Raw genomic sequence first — 17,371 nt, 5'->3', positions numbered from 1 at the left:
GCCGGGCACGGCCGAACGTGAGGATGAAGCAATGTCGGCCCTACCCGAGTCCCGACGCGCTGCACGACGTCAGCGGTCCCGACCTCGCTACGTCCTGTGGGGTGTCCTCGCACTCATCGTCCTGGTGATCCTCGCGGTCGCGTGGGTCGGCGTCCGCGGGCTGCTTGCGAAGCGAGATCTCGAGGCGTCGGTCTCGCACGTCGACACGCTCAAGTCGCAGCTGACGAAGGGCGACACCAAGGGTGCGCAGCGCACGGCGAAGGAGCTCGAAGACAGCGCGGCTGGAGCTCGTGCACTCACAGGCGACCCCGTTTGGGCACTCTTCGAGCGGACGCCGTTCATCGGGGAGAACCTCGCAGCGGTCCGGCAGGTCTCCGTGATCGTCGACGACGTCGCGAGCAACGCGGTGCGGCCGGTCGCTGGCGTGCTCGGCGATGTGGACGTCGATGCCTTCAAGCCCCAGGACGGCAAGATCGATCTGCAGCCGCTCATGACAGCGCAGCCGGCGGTCGCTCGGGCGACCACCGCTCTCAGTGAGGCGACGAGGGCCGCCGATGGTATCGACACGACCGACACCGTGTCCGCTGTGACCGACGCGGTCCGGCAGCTCAGAACGTCGCTGGCATCCGTGTCCGAGCAGGCCGCAGTTGCGAACAAGGCAGTGTCACTCGTGCCTCCGATGCTCGGGGACGACGGCGCGAGGCAGTACCTCGTGCTGTTCCAGAACAATGCCGAGTTGCGAGCGGGCGGGGGGATCCCCGGTGCCGTGGCGCTCCTGACGGTGGAGGACGGAGCTATCCACCTCGAGAGCCAGGCGGCGGGGTCTTCGTTCGGCCCGTACGAGGACCCGGTCCTGCCGCTCGGCACCGACACCACGGGGCTGTACGGGTCGATCACCGGCAAGTACATGCAGGACGTGACCCTGACTCCGCGATTCGACACGTCTGCGAAGCTCGCCCGCCAGATGTGGAAGCAGGAGCACGGGCAGCAGGTCGACGGCGTGCTGTCGATCGACCCGGTGACGCTCGGCTACATCCTCAAGGCCACCGGGCCGGTCACCCTCGCGACCGGGGACGAGCTGACGTCGGACAACGCCGTGCAGTTTCTGCTGAGCGACGCCTACGCGAAGTACCCGGACCCGGCGGTCCAGGACGCGTTCTTCGCGTCGGCCGCGAGTGCCGTCTTCACGAAGGTGTCCGAGGGCGGGTTCGACCCGAAGGAGTTCATCGCGGCGCTCACGACGGGCGTGGACGAGGGCCGGGTGAAGCTCTGGAGCGCGGACAAGGGCGAACAGGCCGAGCTGGCAGGCACCGCGATCGCGGGGGAGCTGCCGAAGAACGACGACAGCTCGCAGCAGTTCGGTGTCTACCTCAACGACGCCACCGGCGCGAAGATGGACTACTACCTCGAGAAGACGGTCTCGATCGGTAGTGAAGTGTGCCGGAAGGACGGCCGACCGACCTGGACGGTCGAGGTCACCCTGAAGAGCTCCGCCCCCGCAGACGCGGCGACGAGCCTGCCGGAGTACGTCACAGGCGGCGGCATCTACGGCGTGTCGCCCGGCGCTGTGCGGACAAACGTGGCGATCTATGCCCCCTCTTCAGGGGTCTACGTTGCGTCTTCTCAGGATGGCAAGACGGCGTCTCCGCAGACCGCGATGGACGGCAAGCACCCCGTCGCGCAGTTCCAGGCACTGCTCTCACCAGGGAAAAGCACGACCATACGAGTCCAGTACCTGGGTGGTCCGGGCCAGGCGACGACTCCGGTCGACGCGGTGTCCACTCCCGGAGTTCATCAGAAAGTTACGCAGCCCCTGTCCGCAGGCTGTGAATCTCCGGTAGGTTGAGGGAACTTCGCAATCGCGCCTGCAAGTACCTGGGGCTGGTCGCACTTCCATCCGCGCGGAGCACAGGCATCTAGGGGACTCCTTAATGAAGAAGATCATCGCTGCAGTCGTCCTGGCTGCCGCTGCGTTCGTCGCGGTTCCGACCGCTGCGAACGCCGCTGGGTACGTCCCGGCGTCCAACGTCAGCGTCTCGGGTGCGGCTGTCGCCGGTGGCACCGCGACGGTCGGCTTCGCCGCCGGTTCCTTCGTCGCCAACGAGACCGTCACCGTCTCGGTGACCGGTGCCGGTGCCGCCACCCTCGGTGCGCTGCCTATCACCACCGTCTCGAAGACCTACACGGCTTCGTCGACCGGCGCCGCTGCGGTCTCGGTCACGCTGCCGCAGGGCGGCTCTGGCACCTACTCGCTCACCGCGACCGGCGCTACCTCCGGCAACGTCGCCACCTCGGCCCTGACGGTCGTCCCGGCTGACGGCGCCGCTGCGGTCCCGGCTGCCACCAACGGCAACGGCGAGCTCGCCTTCACCGGTTCGACGATCTCGATGCTCGCGATCTGGGTCGCGGGCGGTGCCGTCGTCCTCGGTGGCGGGCTGCTCCTGGTCCGCACCTCGGTGCGTCGCCAGCGCGAGACCGTCTGAGTCTCGATCGACTGAACGAAACCCCCGGCGCCTCGGCTCCGGGGGTTTCGTCGTGTTCGGGGTCGGACTGCTCGTCCGGCTCAGAGCACCTGCAGGAGTCCGAAGACGATCCCGACGGTGAGGAGCGGCGTCGCGACCCAGGCCCACCACGGGAAGACCTGGACGTGGCGCGGTGGCTGGTCGGCGATCGCGTGCGGCGCTCGGGGGCGTCGAGCTGCCGGCCGCGGGTGCGGCGCGGCTCGGCGCGCGTGTGCGCGCATCGTGCTGTGGGTGTGTGTTCGGGTCACGTTCCGAACGTACGCAGGGGACCGCCCGAACTGATAGATGCTCGGACTACACGTGCGGAGGACCGCAACGCATTCTGCGGGCCGTTCAGGAACGCCGCTGCCGCGCCGCCCAGGTCAGGGCCACGACGCCCACGGTGGCCCCCACGAGCGCCCCGACGGTGTTCGCAAAGACGTCGGCGAGCGACGCGGTCCGTGCCGGCAGGAACAACGCCTGCCCGGTCTCGACGGCTGCGCTGACCACGAGTCCTGCTGCGACGGCGGCCCACCACCACCGGGAACCCGCGAGCAGCACGACGAGCAACCCGAGCGGGACGAAGAAGACCACGTTCGCCAGGGACTCGACGGTCGAGTAGCCGAACCAGTCCGGGGCGCCGAAGCGATGCGCGGCCGTGATCGCCCGGTCGAGCCAGGGGCGCCCTGCCGCGTCGACGGGAGAGCCCCAGAAGCCGATGAGGACCACCGCGACGCCGTAGGCGGCGGCCAGCCACGTCGCGATCCGCCGGCTGCGTCCGGTGGCCGGGGCGTGCCCTGGGTCGTGGGGACTGTCGGAGGTCACCCGAGCGACGGTAGCGAGTCGCGCCTCCAGGCCGGCCCCGCCGCCAGCCGTACCCCGTGTCCCGGAGGTCCGGAAAACGAGTACCCCGGAATCGGACGTGTACCCCGGAAAGACGTCACACCTCCCCGGAAACCCGGGGCTCGACGATGCATCGCATTGACGGAACCCGTGAATCGACGGGCCTCGCTGGCGATCCGGTGCCCCGATCTCGTAGCGTTCTGGTGTCAGCAGATGTACCCCGGATCGTGAAGGAGAGCGACATGAGCATCACCGTCAACAACGAGACGCAGGCCGAGGTCACCCTCGACACCGACACGGTCGACACCATCGCGATCCTCGAGGCCGACGCCGCCCCCGCTGCGCGTCCGACCCGCGCCAAGGTCACCTGGGTGCAGGAAGACCAGGGCGAGTGGATCGCCGGGTACGGCGGGTACTTCGGCGGCAGCGTCGACAAGCGCGACGGCCGCTACGTCGCCTCCGACACCTTCGGGCTGGTCGTCGGTGAGTTCGCATCGCTGGAAGAAGCGCAGACCAAGCTCGAGGACCAGCTCCACGTCATGCTCCCGTCGGTCATCCGACCCGTCGAGTAGGCAGCACCGGCGTCACCGACGCCCGCACCACCAGAACGCAACGCAGCACGAAGGAGCAGGACCATGAGCACGACCGTCGCCCACCGCCAGCAGGCCGAGGTGACCCTGGACACCCAGACGATCGAGGTCATCGCCGAGATCGAGGCTCAGGTGATCGCACCCAGCGCACCCTCCGTCGTGCACGTCACGTGGGCCCAGCCCGACACCGGCCTGTGGGTCGCCAACTACGGCGGCTACTACGGCGGGACCGTCGACCGGCAGGGCACGCACTTCTTCGTGTCCGACACGTTCGGGCAGTACGTCGGCGACTACCGGTCGCTCGACCAGGCGAAGGCGAAGCTCACCGAGCGGCTGCACGTGCTGCTGCCCGACGTGATCCGCCCCTCCGTCTGAGCCGACGGCCAGCGGCCCCGGCCGGACACGACGAACCCAGACCCCATCGGATCCCGGTGGGGTTTCGTCGTGCCCCGAGCGGGTGACACGCGCCTACCCCCACAACGAGTGGTCCCCCCTAATGGGGACCCCGGATGTCCCCATTCGGGTATCGAGACCTGCCAGTATCGACCCGGCGCCAACGACCGTTCTCCCTGAACCGACGGTCGTGGATCAGGCGCCCGCATCGTCTCGACCCGAAAGTGATAATGCTGCCTGGAAACCAGGGCACCGCTGTGCCTCGACGCCGTCCCGGTGTCCGAACCATCGCCATGCTCGGCGCCGCGCTGCTCGCCGGAGTCGGCCTGACGCAGGCCGTCGCCGCCGATCCCGCCGCCGCCGCCACCGCGCTGTCCTGCGACCAGAACACGCTGTACGCGATCAACACCTCGGCGACCCAGCTGGCAGCGATCGACGCCACGACCGGTGCGGTCACCAACGTGACGAGCATGTCGCCGGGGAACAACGCGCTCGCGCTCGCCCGCAACGGTGTCGCGGCGTACGCGTCCGTCAACAACGGCAACACCATCTCGACCTACGACGCCGTGAACGGTGTCCGGCTCGCCGACGTCACCGACGCCGACCCGAACGGCAGCCACCAGCTGCTCCGCGGTGCGATCAACCCCGCGACGGGCATCTACTACTACGCGAGCGGCGCGAACCCCGCCTACCTCGGTGCCTACAACACGAAGACCGGAGCGAAGATCGGCCAGGTCGGCACGATCGGCAACCTGCTCACCGGCAAGAACGGTGACATGGCGTTCAGCACGCGTGGGCTGCTCTTCGTCGTCACCGGCAACGAGATCCGCCGTGTCGACACGGAGACGGTCCCCACGACCGCCGGCACCACGGCGCTCACGACCTCGAAGGTCGCGACCCTGCCGATCGACGCGGCGGCCAGCGGCAGCCCCGGCATCGCGTTCTCGTCCGACGGCTACCTCTTCGCCTCGGTCGACAGCACCATGTACAAGATCGACCCGGGCTCGGGCGACCTGGTCACCTCGTTCCCGATCGCCGATGGCTACACGCCCAGCGACCTGGCCTCCTGCAACTACGCGAACACCCTCGCCGCGCAGGCGAACGTCGACAAGCGCTGGGGCTCCAACGACCAGTTCGCCCTCGCCGTCACCGGTGGCGGCGTGACGTCGGGCAACACCGCGACGACCGCGGGCACGGCCACCGGCGACCAGCCGCAGAAGGCCGGCGCCGTCCTGTCGACCCCGAACAAGCGGTACACCGCGACGCAGACCGCGGCCGGCAGCACCGTCCTGTCGAACTACGACACGACGTGGCGCGCGGTCAACCTCAACACCGACGCAGTCGTCGCGAACGGCACCGGCAACACGGCGGCCTTCGACTTCCCGGCAGCGACCACGGCCGACGGTACGGACATCGTCGTCACCTTCACGAACACGCTCAAGCTCACCCACGCCGCGACCACCGCCGACACGTACTCGACCCCGGTCAACACGAAGCTCGACGTCCCGGCCACCGGCGTGCTCCGCAACGACGCGGGTACCGGCCTGACGGTCACGGGCCACACGAACCCGAAGAACGGCACCCTGACGATGTCGGCCACGGACGGCAGCTTCAGCTACGTCCCGGCCACCGACTTCTCGGGCACGGACCAGTTCACTTACACGGCCTCCGACTCGTCCGGCCAGACCTCGACGAGCACGGTGACGATCACCGTCGCCCCGAAGGCCACGAACGACGCGTTCAGCGTGCACGCCGGCGCGACCGCCACGGCCGACACGAAGACGGGCCTGCTCGCCAACGACCACGGCACGGGCCTGAAGGTCACGGGAAACAGCACCCCTGCCCACGGTGACGTCACGGTCCAGAAGGACGGCTCGTACACCTACACGCCGCGCGGCACGTACTCCGGCCCGGACTCGTTCACCTACACGGCGACCGACACCGAGGGCACGGTCATCACCGCCACGGTCTCCGTCACGATCCTGCCGACCGCGGGCGCTGACACGATCACCGCGACGGCCGGCTCGCCGAGCACCGGCACGGGCACCGGCGGCACCACGCCCGGTCTGCTCGCCAACGACCTCGGCTCGGACCTGACGGTCACCGGGAACACCAAGCCCGCCCACGGCGACGCGACCGTCAACCCCGACGGCTCGTACTCCTACACCCCGGCCGACGGCTACTCCGGCCCGGACTCCTTCACGTACACCGTCACCGACGGCAACGGGAAGACCGACACCGTGACCGTGACCGTGCACGTCGCGCCGCTCGCGAAGGACGACACCTTCGCGGTCGCCGCGGGCACCACGTACACCGCCGACACCCGCGCCACCGGCGTCCTCGGCAACGACCGCGGCACCGACCTGACCGTCACCTCGAACACGAAGCCCGCGCACGGCGACGTCACCGTGGACAAGGCGACCGGTGCTCTCACGTACACGCCGACCGCCGGCTACTCCGGCCAGGACGGCTTCTCGTACACCGCGACCGACGCGTCCGGCACCCCGACGACCGCTACGGTGACCATCACGGTCAACCCGACGATCGCCGCCGACACCGCCATGACGAACGCCGGCACGCCGGTCACCGTCGACGTGCAGCAGAACGACCGCGGCTCGGACCTCGTCACCACCATCGTGACCGGCCCGGGGAGCGGCACCGCCGTGGTCGCCGAGGACGGCACCGTCGAGTACACGCCGGCTGCGGACTCCTCCGGCACCGACTCGTTCACCTACTCGGTGACCGACGGCAACGGCGTCACCACCGGCACGGCGACGGTCACCGTGACCGTGAAGCCGGTCGCGAACGGCGACGACGTGTCGACGAAGGCCGGCGAGACGCTGACCATCGACCCGGAGACCCTCACGGGGAACGACACGGGCACCAAGCTGCACGTGACGGACGTCGAGGCGGGCACGGACGCCGACGGGAACGCACACGGCGACGTGTCGATCGACGAGGCCACGGGCAACGTCGTCTACACGCCGAAGCCCGGGTTCTCCGGCACCGACACCTTCACCTACACGGTCACCGACGGCTCCGGCCTGACCACCACCGGCACGGTGACGGTCATCGTCGGCCCGAAGGCGACCGCGGACTCCGCGACCGTCACGGCCGGCACGACCCTGAGCGTCGGCGGGGACGGCGACGACCGCCCCGGCGTGCTCGCGAACGACGAGGGCACGAAGCTCACCGCCACCGTCGACCAGAAGCCCACGAACGGTGACCTCGAGCTCGCGACGGACGGGTCGTACACGTACACCCCGCAGGACGGCTTCTCCGGCACGGACACCTTCACCTACACGGCGACGGACCCGAAGGGCGGCACCACCACCGGCCTCGTCACCATCACCGTGCGGCCCGGCACCGAGCCGGACGCGATCACCGTCAAGGCCGGCGGCAGCACGACCGTCACCTCGGGTGACCTGACCGGCAACGACCACGGCACCGGCCTGAGCGTGCTGGACATCCCGACCGGGAAGAGCGGCGCGAACGGCACCGCGACCCGGAACGAGGACGGCACCGTCACCTACACGCCGAAGCCCGGGTTCTCCGGCACCGACGAGTTCACCTACACGGTGAAGGACCTCGACGGGAACACCAGCACCGGCACCGTCACCGTGACCGTCACGCCCGTCACCGCGGGCGGCTCCACCACGGCCACCTCGGGCGACAAGACGACCGTGCCGGCCGGCGAGGGTGTCCTCGACGGCGCGACCGGCACGGACCTGAAGGTCACCGACAACACCGACCCCGAGCACGGTGACGTCACCGTGGACGAGGACGGCGGCTACACCTACACGCCGAAGCCCGGCTACTCCGGCCCCGACTCGTTCGACTACACCGTCACCGACGGCGCCGGCAACAGCACCACCGGCACCGTGACCATCGTCGTCGCACCGACCGCTGCACCGGACGTGGCCACCACCACCGCCGGCACCCCGGTCGACGCGGCGGTCACCGGGAACGACTCCGGCACGAAGCTCGCGGTGACCGCGGTCACCCGGCCCGAGCACGGCGACGCCACGATCACCGGGACGGGCACCGTCACCTACACGCCGAAGGACGGCTTCTCCGGCACGGACACGTTCACCTACACGGTGACCGACCCGACCGGCGGCACCGCGAAGGCGACCGTCACCGTGACGGTCAAGCCCGTCGCGGTCGCCGACAGCCTGCACACCACCGCGGGGACCGCCCTGTCGATCGCCGGCACCACGCTGACCGGCAACGACCACGGCACCACGCTCACGGTCACCGGCCACGGTTCCGCGGCGCACGGTGACGTCACCGAGGGCACCGAGCCCGGCTCGCTCGTCTACACGCCGAAGAAGGGCTTCTCCGGCACGGACACCTTCACCTACACCGTGACCGACGGCTCCGGCCAGACCACCACGGCCACCGTGACGGTCCTGGTCGGCACCACGGCGACGCCCGACAAGGGCCTGACCACGACGAACGGCACGCTGAAGGCGAGCATCGCCACCGGCGTCCTGGCCGACGACGAGGGCACCGGCCTCTGGGCGAAGCTCGACCGCAAGCCGGCGCACGGCTCGGTCACGCTGGCGAAGGACGGCTCGTACGTCTACACGCCGGAGCACGACTGGTCCGGCACCGACACCTTCACCTACACGGCGACCGACCGCGACGGCAACACCGCGACCGGCCTCGTGACCATCACCGTCACCCCGACGGCGACGAACGACAAGGCGTCGACGACGGCTGGCAAGCCGGTCACCGTCGCGGGCCCCGGCGTGCTCGGCAACGACCACGGCAGCGACCTGACGGTCGTCACCTCGGGCACCGCGAAGCACGGCACGGTCTCCATCGCGGCGGACGGCACGTTCGTGTACACCCCCGCGAAGGGCTTCTCCGGCACCGACACCGTGACCTACCGGGCGCGGGACGCCTCGGGTCAGCAGGTCGACGCCACCGTCACCGTCACCGTCGGGATCGCCGCGGCGAACGACTCCGGGCACACCATCGCCGGCACGTCGATCGCTCGTGACGCCGCCCACGGCCTGCTCGCCAACGACCAGGGCAGCGACCTCACCGCCGCACTGGCCCGGAAGCCGGCACACGGCACGGTGACCGTCCGGTCCACCGGCGCGTACGTCTACGCCCCGGCCGCCGGCTTCACCGGCACGGACACGTTCACCTACACGGTGACGGACGCCTCGGGGCAGACCACCACCGCCACCGCGACCATCACGGTCGTCGCAGCGGCGGTCGCGAAGGACGACTCCGCCACCGGCACCGTCGGCCACCGCGTCGTCATCGCTCCGCTCGACAACGACGCAGCATCCGGCGGAGCCACGTTCGACAAGGGCACGCTCCACCTGATCGACCCCGCGTCCGGCACGGCGTCGGACACGGTCGTGATCGACGGCGAGGGCACCTGGACCGTCCGTGACGGCAAGGTCGTCTTCACCCCGGAGACGGGCCACACCGGCACCACCTTCATCGGCACCGCGTTCATCGGGTACACGGTGACGGACAGCAACGGCCAGACCGTCAAGGCGACCATCACGGTCACCTACCCGGTCGGTGTCGCCGCAGCGCTGCACACCGCGGAGCTCGCCTTCACCGGCGCAACGGGCCTCGTCGGCCTCGGCCTCGCCGCGATCGCACTGCTGCTGGCCGGTGTGCTGCTCGTGACGCGTCGCCGCATCGCGGCGGGCATCGCAGCCGCCCCGGGGATCCGACGGACCCCGCGTCCGTAGCAGGGCACCAGCCGGGAGGCCCGGATCACGTGAGCAGACCGCCCACGTGATCCGGGCCTCCCGGCTTCTCCGTCCCCACCTGCCTCCGCAGGTCGCCTGCGGTCCCGGCGCTACGCCACGGGCTCGATGAGCTGCGGACCCTGGTTCCTGACGCTGTTCACTGCGCGGGACACCTCGTACTGCTCGAGGCCCGCGGCCACGGTCAGTGACTCGTGGTCGAGGAGCGCCAGCAGGTCGTCGGCCGGCAGCCCGCCGCCGAGCCAGTCGTCGTAGCCGTCCGGGGTGAGGAACGCCGGCATCCGGTCGTGCACCTCGCCCGGGGCCACGTGGGCGTCGCGGGTGATGATCGCGAGCGAGAGCCGCCACTTGTCCGGGTCGCCCTCGGGCTTCGTCGGGTCAGGCCAGGCACTCACGACGCCGGCCATCGCCAGGGCGCCGCCGGGCTCGTGGACGAAGTGCGGTTCCTTGCCGTCCTCGCGCACCACCCACTCGTAGTAGCCCTGGGCGGGCACGATGCAACGGTTCGTGGCGAACGCGCGCTTGAACATGCCGCTCGTCGCGACCGTCTCGATGCGGGCGTTGATCGGCTTCGGGCGCTGCTTCTGGAAGTCCTTCGCCCAGCTCGGCACGAAGCCCCAGCTGATCTGCGGGAGTTCACGCTCGCCGTGGCGCTGGCGGACGGCGAACACGGGGTCGGTCGGGGCGACGTTCCAGCTCGGCACGAGGCCGGTGCCCACGACGCCCGTGTCCTCGTCCACGTGCTCTGTCCGGTCGGCGAGCTCACCGATGAGCTCGGGCAACAGATCGGCCGTGGTGTCGGAGACGACGAACCTTCCACACATGCGCCCAGTGTGCCCCGTGCCCCCGACACGCGTGCGGGTTGGGTGTCCCGCTCCGTGCCACGTCGTGCCGCTGCGTCCCGCTCCGTGCCACGTCGTTCCGCTTCGTGAGCAGGAATGGTCGGGTGCCGTCACGCCACCCGACCATTCCTGCTCACGATGTGGGGCCGGCGGCGACCCGCGCGCGCTCGGCGCGACCCAGGCGGACGACGTACTCGGACAGCCCGAGCACGTAGACCAGGACGGCCGCCGCGGGCCACAACGGCACGGCGCCGAGCAGCAAACCACCCACGACGGCCACGGCGGCCGCCCCCAGCAGCGGGGCGACCCGGGAGAGCAGGGCGATGAGTCCTCGGCGGAGCAGGGCGGTGTCGGTGCGGACGGCGTCGCGGTCCTCCGGTGCCACCGGCCGTGGTCGGCGCCGCAGGTACGGCTGCACCGAGGTCCGCACAGACAGCTGTTCGGAGGGTCGGACCTGCCGCCCGTTGATCGTCGCCGCGAGCTCCGGTGGTCGCCCGGTCGGGAAGCACGCGAAGGTGAGCAGACCCACCCCGGCCGCCAGGAGCACGATGCCCGCCATGCTCGGGAGCGGAGCCCGCGTCGTCCAGTCGACCCGGGCCTCCAGGACGAGCATGAGCACCAACGCGACCACCGCTGCCGCACCGGACCACGTGACGGCGCGGCGGACACGCCTCGGGTCCAGCACGTCGCCGCAGTACCGGAAGAAGACCCGCCAGCCCAGCGCGAACATCACTCGCCGGGGAGCGACAGCTTGCTGCCGCTCGGGCTGTCCGGGCGACCGCGTGCGGGCGGTGCCGGTGGGACGGGCGGGAGCGCTTCGGCCTCGACGCGGAGCTGTTCCTGGCGCCCGAGGGTGCGGACACCCCCGATGGCGGTGACAGCGGCGCTCATCGGGACGAGGATCCAGAAGGCGGAGAGGCCGATGACGTCGCCGTGCGCCGAGATCGTGAAGACGTTGAGGAGCGCGGCCGCGAGCAACGCGAGTGCCCACCCGCTCAGCAGCAGGTACCCGCGGAACGCAGCTCGGACCAGCAGGTCGCGGGTCTCGGGCATGCGATGGAGGACGGCGTCGCGGTGCTTCGGGTCGACCGGGGGCGGCTTGCGACCGTAGTAGCGGGCGATGGCCTCTTGCGTGCGCCAGCCGATGCCGGGGATGGGCGGGACGTTCCAGCCCTTCGGTCCGACCCGCACGAAGCCCGCGCCGATCAGGCCGATGCCGCACGCGAGCAGCAGTGCCGCGACGATCCCTGCGGCGAGGGGGACGGAGTCGTCGTCCAGGAGCGCACCGAGGAACAGCAGCCCCACGAACGCGACCACACCGACGACGAGCCCGACGACCAGGAGGCGTCGACGGCGCTGCACGCTGACCAGGTGTGGCAGCCGCTCGCGGAACACCCGCCATCCGATCGTGAACACACGTCATGTCTACGCTGCGGGGGTTGCGCGGGCGCTGCGGGCGCTGCGCAGGCGCCGCGCCGGGCCGGGTGGCTTCGTGAGCAGAAAAGGTCGAGTGCGCCCGCGCGACCCGACCTTTCCTGCTCACGAAGCGCTCCGCGGACACGCCCGGCGGCCCAGGTGCGCGCGGGCGTCGCACCCCAGCAGCACGGGCCTCCGCAGCACACGTCCAGGTCAGCACGATGACCTCGGACGCATGAGTCTCGACATCGTCTACACCGCAGCCGCCCACGCCACCGGAGGCGGCCGCGACGGGCACGTCCGCAGCGAGGACGACCGGCTCGACCTGGACACCCGCCCGCCGAAGGAGATGGGTGGCAGCGGCGAGGGCACCAACCCCGAGCAGCTGTTCGCCGCCGGGTACGCCGCGTGCTTCCTCGGCGCACTCCACGCCGCCGGCAAGGAGCTCGACGTCGACACCACCGGCGCGGAGGTCTCCGCCGAGGTGGGCATCGGCGGCACCGGCAACGGGGGCTTCGGCCTGGCGGTCGAGCTCGACGTCTACGCTCCGGCCGCCCCGCAGGAGCAGCGGCAGCGGCTGGCCGAGCGCGCGCACGAGATCTGCCCGTACTCGAACGCCACCCGCGGCAACATCACCGTCGCGCTGTCGATCGTCGACTAGCGTTCCGGCGTGATCACGGACGAGAGCCGCTGTCCCTGCCTGAGCGGCAACCCCTACGGCGAGTGCTGCGGGCCGCTGCACCGCGGCGCGGCCGCGCCGACCGCGGAGCGCCTGATGCGCTCACGCTTCAGTGCGTTCGCGTTGGGCCTGCCGGAGTACCTGCTGCTCACCTGGCACCCGCGTACCCGCCCGGCGGACCTCGAGTTGGATGCGTCCCAGCGCTGGACCCGGTTGGACATCCTGACGACGACCTCGGGAGGCCCGTTCGACTCCCGGGGCACGGTCGCGTTCCGCGCGTGGTGGCGTTCCGACGACGACCGCGGGACGCTCGAGGAGACGAGCGAGTTCGTCCGCGAGCAGGGACGGTGGTTCTACGTGGACGGTGTCGTCGCCTGATCGCGAGCTGCTGCGCTGCTGCTCGTCAGCTGCCGATGACGGGGGACAGGCCGACGGCGGTGCGCATCGCACGACGGACCGTCGCCTCGTCGGGCAGGAGCTCGTCCTCGTCGTCGGTCAGGAAGAAGCGGATCTGTCCGATCGCCTGCTCGGTGAGCATGTCGAGGCCGTTCAGCACCCGGCCGCCGGCGTCCGCCCAGCGGGTCGAGGCAGCGGTCGGCCAGGGCTCGTAGGCGACGTCGAACAGCACCGCGTCCGGGCCCGAGGGGACGACGTCGAGCGAGTCGGCCGCGCCGCCGGGCAGCGTCGAGACGACGAACCCGTGGCGGGTGCCCGGCAGGTCGGTGAGCGGCAGGACCTCGAGCGAGACGCCGAGCCGGACGGCCAGGTCGACCAGGGGCCCGGCCTTCGCGGTGTCGCGGAGGAACACCCGCACGAGCGAGGCCCCGAGCCGCACCGCTGCGGTCAGCGCACTCGTCGCGGTCGCCCCGCCGCCCAGGATCGAGGCCTCTCCGGGCAGGTGCCCGAGCGCCTCGACCGGTCGGACGAGTCCCTGCACGTCGGTGTTCGCGCCCGCACGGACGACGTCGGAGCCCTCGAGCCGGAAGGCGATCGTGTTCGCGACCCCGAGCTCGTCGACGAGCGGGGTCGTCCGGTCGAGGAGCGGCAGCACCTCGCGCTTGAGCGGCATCGTGAGGCTCAGCCCACGCCATTCCGGACCCAGCCCCGCGACGAACGCGTCGAGCCCACCGGACGCGACCTCGTGCCTCCCGTACGTCCATGCCAACCCGAGGACGTCGTAGGCCGCCTGGTGCAACGTGGGGGAGAGCGAGTGCGCGATGGGGGAGCCGAGCACCGCCAGACGGGTGCGGTCAGGATCGAGGGACGCCACGGTCCACAGCCTATCCAGGCGTTTTTCTGTGCGCCCCGTTAGGTTAGGCTACCCTTCGTGATCCGATCCTCCTCTCGTCTCCGCCGCGTGCTCACCGCAGCCGGTGCCGTCGTCGCAGCGTCCCTCGTCCTCGCCGGGTGTGCATCCGGCTCTGGTTCCGACTCCGGCTCCGACTCCTCGACGGGCTCGTCCGACGCAGCGTTCCCGGTGTCCATCACGACCGGGCTCGGCACCACGACGATCGACTCGCAGCCCAAGCGCGTCGTCGCGCTCGGCTGGGGCGACGCCGAGACCGCGCTCGAGCTCGGCGTGCAGCCCGTCGGGGCGAGCGACTGGCTCGCCTTCGGTGGCGACGGCGTCGGCCCCTGGCTGAAGGGGGCGTACGACAAGTCGCCGAAGATCATCCAGACGCTCGAGCCGAGCTACGAGGACATCCTCAAGCTGAACCCCGACGTGATCCTCGACGTGAAGTCGTCCGGCGACAAGGAGCGCTACGACAAGCTGTCCGCGATCGCGCCGACCGTGGCGATCCCGAAGGGCGGCGAGAACTACCTCGCCTCGACCGAGCAGCAGACCACGATGATCGCGAAGGCGCTCGGCAAGGTCTCCGAGGGCAAGAAGCTGCTCTCCGACCTCGACGACTCCTACGCTGCGGCCCGCAAGGCGCACCCGGACTTCGAGGGCAAGACGGCCGTCGTCGGTGCCTACAGCTCCGAGGGCTTCGGGGCGTACGCCTCCACCGACAGCCGCTCGTCGTTCATGAAGAACCTCGGGTTCACGATCCCGGCGGACATCGACAAGGAAGCCGGCAAGGCGTTCTCGGTCACCCTGTCCGACGAGAACCTCGACCTGCTCGACGCCGACCTCACGCTGATCCTGCCGATCTACGTCGACGCGTCCGAGGCCGAGGGGAACAAGCTGTTCCAGAAGGTGCCGTCGGTCGAGGCCGGGCACTCCATCGTGTTCGACGACAAGGACGTCTCGTCGGCGTTCTCGATGGGCACGACCGCTGCCATCGAGTGGGCGCTCGACAAGCTGCCGGCACAGTTCGAGGAGAAGCTCGGCTAGTCCCGGGCTGGCCCGGCCTGGCCTGGTGTCGGGCACGGCATGACGAAGCCCCCGCCGGTTCGCCGGTGGGGGCTTCGTCGTTGCCGGTTCAGGCGAAGGTCGAGCCGAGCAGCGCGAAGAGCAGTGCGATCAGCGGGAGCGTGCCCTGCTTGAACGCCGAGTTGAGGTACTTGCGGCCGGAGCCGACCAGGATCACCGCGGCGCCGAGCATGCTCGCGGTCGAGAACACGACGAGGGTCCAGCCTGTCGCGGTGTTGCCCGCCAGGACGAGCACGACGCCGAGGATCGCCCCGATCGCCAGGAACAGGTTGTAGAACCCCTGGTTGAACGCGAGGGAGCGGGTCGCGTCGGCCTCGGTCTCGGTCGCGATGCCGAACACCTTGCGGGCGCGCGGACTCGTCCAGATGATGGATTCGAGGAACCAGATGTGCACGTGGACGAGGCCAGCGAGGACCGCACACACGCCCGAGATCACGAGCAGGACCGACATGCTCCCCATTCTCCTGCACTCCGACGAGGTCGGTGTCATCGACACGTGATGGACAGAGTCCGCCAGTAGGCTCGGGGCATGAACGACGACGTCACCCCGCCCGAGCCCGAAGCGACGGCCGTCGCCGAACTCCGGAGCATTCGGCAGAGCATCGACAACATCGACGCCGCCGTCATCCACATGCTCGCCGAGCGCTTCAAGTACACGCAGCGAGTGGGGCACCTGAAGGCCGAGTCGGGCATGCCCGCCGCCGACCCGGACCGCGAACAGGTGCAGGTCGCACGGTTGCGGAGCCTCGCTGCCGAGGCGCACCTCGACCCCGCCTTCGCCGAGAAGTTCCTGAACTTCATCGTCGCCGAGGTCATCCACCACCACGAGCGCATCGCCGGACGTGACGAATGAGCGTCGACCTGCCGAGCCTGCTCGTCGGCTCGTACACCGCGACCGGTGGCGGCAACGCGACCGGCATCTCGATCGTCGACGACGGTGTCGCCCGGACCGTCGCCGTGCTCGACGACCCCTCGTTCCTCGCGGTCTCCGGTGACCGGGTCTACGCCGTGTCCGAGACGAACGACGGGGGTGTCTCGGCGTTCCGGCTGCAGGGCGGTGCGCTCGAGCACCTGTGGGACGCAGCATCCGGCGGTGACGCACCCTGCCACGTGCGGGTCGACCCGTCCGGCGCGCTCGTCGTCACGAACTACGTCTCCGGCACCGTGACCGCGATCTCGCTCGCCGCTGCCGAGTCGTACTCGGCCTCGGTGCTGGCGAGCGACGGTGTCGTGCTCCAGGGTTCGGGTGCGAGCGGTTCGGGTGCGAGCGGTTCGGGTGTGCACGGTGACGCCGACCGGCTGGACGTGCCGGCCCGGGCGGTCGCGGTCGAGGTCCTGCCCGACGCCTCCGGCCCCGTGGTGGACCGGCAGGAGAGCCCGCACGCGCACCAGTCGGTCGCGACCCCGGACGGCACGGTGCTCGTCGCCGACCTCGGTGGCGACGCCCTGCACGAGTTCCGGGTCGCAGTGTCCCCCGACGGTGTCCCCACGATCGAGCCGCTCCGGGTGCACCACGTCGCTCCCGGCGTCGGACCGCGGCACCTCGCCTGGTTCGACGGGGACCTCTTCGTCGCCGGTGAGCTCGACGGGGCCGTGCACCGGCTGCGTCGCGATGCCTCCGGGTCGTTCGTGGTCGTCGCCACCACGCCGACCTTCGAGGGCGACGTGGGGGAGTCGCTCCTCAGTCACATCGAGGTCGACGACGCCGGGCTCGTGTACGTCGCCGTCCGCGGGCGTGACCTGATCGTGGTGCTCGACGCCGCCGACGGGGGACTCTCGCTCGTCGGGGCGGCGTCCTGTGGCGGTGTGTGGCCGCGGCACTTCGCTCGGGTGCCCGGGTACGTGCTCGTCGCCAACGAGCAGTCCGACGCCGTCGCGGTGCTGCCGCTCGGCGAGGACGGTGTGCCGGGGGACGCGGTCGAGCAGATCCCGGTCGGGACGCCGACGTGCATCGTCCCGCTCTGAGGGCTGCGCGCCGTCGTGCTGCGG

17 protein-coding genes are annotated in these 17,371 nt (G+C 70.6%); 10 read left to right on the top strand and 7 right to left on the bottom strand.

Annotated features, from left to right (window positions below; translation table 11 throughout):
• The first annotated feature begins 31 nt into the window (after positions 1-31).
• On the top strand, positions 32-1,846 hold the full coding sequence (locus EDF19_RS04135; protein ID WP_123679614.1) for a DUF4012 domain-containing protein: 1,815 nt from the start codon (positions 32-34) through the stop codon (positions 1,844-1,846).
• An 85-nt stretch (positions 1,847-1,931) separates the two neighbouring features.
• Positions 1,932-2,483, top strand: coding sequence for a sortase (locus EDF19_RS04130; RefSeq protein WP_123679613.1), 552 nt, complete (start codon positions 1,932-1,934; stop codon positions 2,481-2,483).
• A gap of 80 nt (positions 2,484-2,563) precedes the next feature.
• Here the strand turns inward: EDF19_RS04130 and EDF19_RS04125 are convergent, their stop codons facing one another.
• Together EDF19_RS04125 and EDF19_RS04120 are read right to left on the bottom strand one after the other, a co-directional pair.
• On the bottom strand, positions 2,564-2,770 hold the full coding sequence (locus tag EDF19_RS04125) for a hypothetical protein (RefSeq protein WP_148071027.1): 207 nt from the start codon (positions 2,768-2,770) through the stop codon (positions 2,564-2,566).
• 85 nt (positions 2,771-2,855) lie between these two features.
• Positions 2,856-3,326, bottom strand: coding sequence for a VanZ family protein (locus tag EDF19_RS04120; protein WP_185022659.1), 471 nt, complete (start codon positions 3,324-3,326; stop codon positions 2,856-2,858).
• A gap of 260 nt (positions 3,327-3,586) precedes the next feature.
• On the opposite strand from EDF19_RS04120, the gene EDF19_RS04115 reads away from it, so the two are divergent.
• The 3 genes from EDF19_RS04115 (at position 3,587) to EDF19_RS04105 (ending at position 10,050) form a co-directional block, all read left to right on the top strand.
• Entirely contained in the window at positions 3,587-3,916 is a 330-nt protein-coding gene (locus EDF19_RS04115) for a hypothetical protein (RefSeq protein ID WP_123679610.1), read from the top strand.
• A gap of 63 nt (positions 3,917-3,979) precedes the next feature.
• Positions 3,980-4,309 carry a hypothetical protein gene (locus EDF19_RS04110; protein WP_123679609.1) on the top strand — a complete coding sequence of 110 codons (330 nt, stop codon included), beginning with the start codon at positions 3,980-3,982 and terminating at the stop codon, positions 4,307-4,309.
• 275 nt (positions 4,310-4,584) lie between these two features.
• Positions 4,585-10,050: an Ig-like domain-containing protein gene (locus EDF19_RS04105; protein ID WP_148071026.1), complete on the top strand. Its 5,466-nt coding sequence runs from the start codon at positions 4,585-4,587 to the stop codon at positions 10,048-10,050.
• A gap of 110 nt (positions 10,051-10,160) precedes the next feature.
• On the opposite strand, the gene EDF19_RS04100 is transcribed toward EDF19_RS04105, so the two are convergent.
• The 3 genes from EDF19_RS04100 to EDF19_RS04090 all read right to left on the bottom strand — a co-directional run bounded on the left by EDF19_RS04100 (position 10,161) and on the right by EDF19_RS04090 (position 12,326).
• Positions 10,161-10,892 (bottom strand): SOS response-associated peptidase, encoded by a 732-nt coding sequence (locus EDF19_RS04100; protein ID WP_123679607.1) that lies wholly within the window; start codon positions 10,890-10,892, stop codon positions 10,161-10,163.
• A 151-nt stretch (positions 10,893-11,043) separates the two neighbouring features.
• Positions 11,044-11,640, bottom strand: a complete 597-nt coding sequence (locus EDF19_RS19010; protein ID WP_123679606.1) for a hypothetical protein — start codon at positions 11,638-11,640, stop codon at positions 11,044-11,046.
• Positions 11,640-12,326: a hypothetical protein gene (locus tag EDF19_RS04090; protein ID WP_123679605.1), complete on the bottom strand. Its 687-nt coding sequence runs from the start codon at positions 12,324-12,326 to the stop codon at positions 11,640-11,642. The genes EDF19_RS19010 and EDF19_RS04090 overlap by 1 nt, the downstream gene beginning before the upstream one ends.
• A 235-nt stretch (positions 12,327-12,561) precedes the next feature.
• On the opposite strand from EDF19_RS04090, the gene EDF19_RS04085 reads away from it, so the two are divergent.
• Both EDF19_RS04085 and EDF19_RS04080 read left to right on the top strand, forming a co-directional pair.
• Positions 12,562-12,987 carry an organic hydroperoxide resistance protein gene (locus tag EDF19_RS04085; protein WP_123679604.1) on the top strand — a complete coding sequence of 142 codons (426 nt, stop codon included), beginning with the start codon at positions 12,562-12,564 and terminating at the stop codon, positions 12,985-12,987.
• Positions 12,988-12,996: 9 nt separating this feature from the next.
• Positions 12,997-13,383 (top strand): YchJ family protein, encoded by a 387-nt coding sequence (locus EDF19_RS04080; protein WP_123679603.1) that lies wholly within the window; start codon positions 12,997-12,999, stop codon positions 13,381-13,383.
• A 25-nt stretch (positions 13,384-13,408) separates the two neighbouring features.
• Here the strand turns inward: EDF19_RS04080 and EDF19_RS04075 are convergent, their stop codons facing one another.
• Entirely contained in the window at positions 13,409-14,275 is an 867-nt protein-coding gene (locus tag EDF19_RS04075; protein WP_185022658.1) for a shikimate dehydrogenase, read from the bottom strand.
• Positions 14,276-14,332: 57 nt separating this feature from the next.
• On the opposite strand from EDF19_RS04075, the gene EDF19_RS04070 reads away from it, so the two are divergent.
• Positions 14,333-15,343, top strand: coding sequence for an iron-siderophore ABC transporter substrate-binding protein (locus tag EDF19_RS04070; RefSeq protein ID WP_260216911.1), 1,011 nt, complete (start codon positions 14,333-14,335; stop codon positions 15,341-15,343).
• A gap of 88 nt (positions 15,344-15,431) precedes the next feature.
• Here the strand turns inward: EDF19_RS04070 and EDF19_RS04065 are convergent, their stop codons facing one another.
• The gene (locus tag EDF19_RS04065) at positions 15,432-15,833 is read right to left on the bottom strand and encodes a DUF1304 domain-containing protein (protein ID WP_123679935.1); all 402 of its coding nucleotides are present in this window, start codon (positions 15,831-15,833) and stop codon (positions 15,432-15,434) included.
• A 78-nt stretch (positions 15,834-15,911) separates the two neighbouring features.
• Here EDF19_RS04065 and EDF19_RS04060 point away from each other — a divergent pair, with 78 nt between their 5' ends.
• Both EDF19_RS04060 and EDF19_RS04055 read left to right on the top strand, forming a co-directional pair.
• Positions 15,912-16,235 carry a chorismate mutase gene (locus EDF19_RS04060; protein ID WP_123679600.1) on the top strand — a complete coding sequence of 108 codons (324 nt, stop codon included), beginning with the start codon at positions 15,912-15,914 and terminating at the stop codon, positions 16,233-16,235.
• A complete protein-coding gene (locus EDF19_RS04055) occupies positions 16,232-17,347 on the top strand; it encodes a beta-propeller fold lactonase family protein (protein ID WP_123679599.1) in 1,116 nt (371 codons plus the stop codon). Before EDF19_RS04060 ends, EDF19_RS04055 begins: the two co-directional genes overlap by 4 nt.
• Positions 17,348-17,371 lie beyond the last annotated feature (24 nt).

Origin of the sequence: Curtobacterium sp. PhB115, from assembly GCF_003752025.1 — a bacterium.
In the GTDB taxonomy this organism is placed as follows: Bacteria; Actinomycetota; Actinomycetes; order Actinomycetales; family Microbacteriaceae; genus Curtobacterium.
Note: the sequence above shows the minus strand (reverse complement) of the source record. Positions and strands in the feature narration are given on the sequence as shown.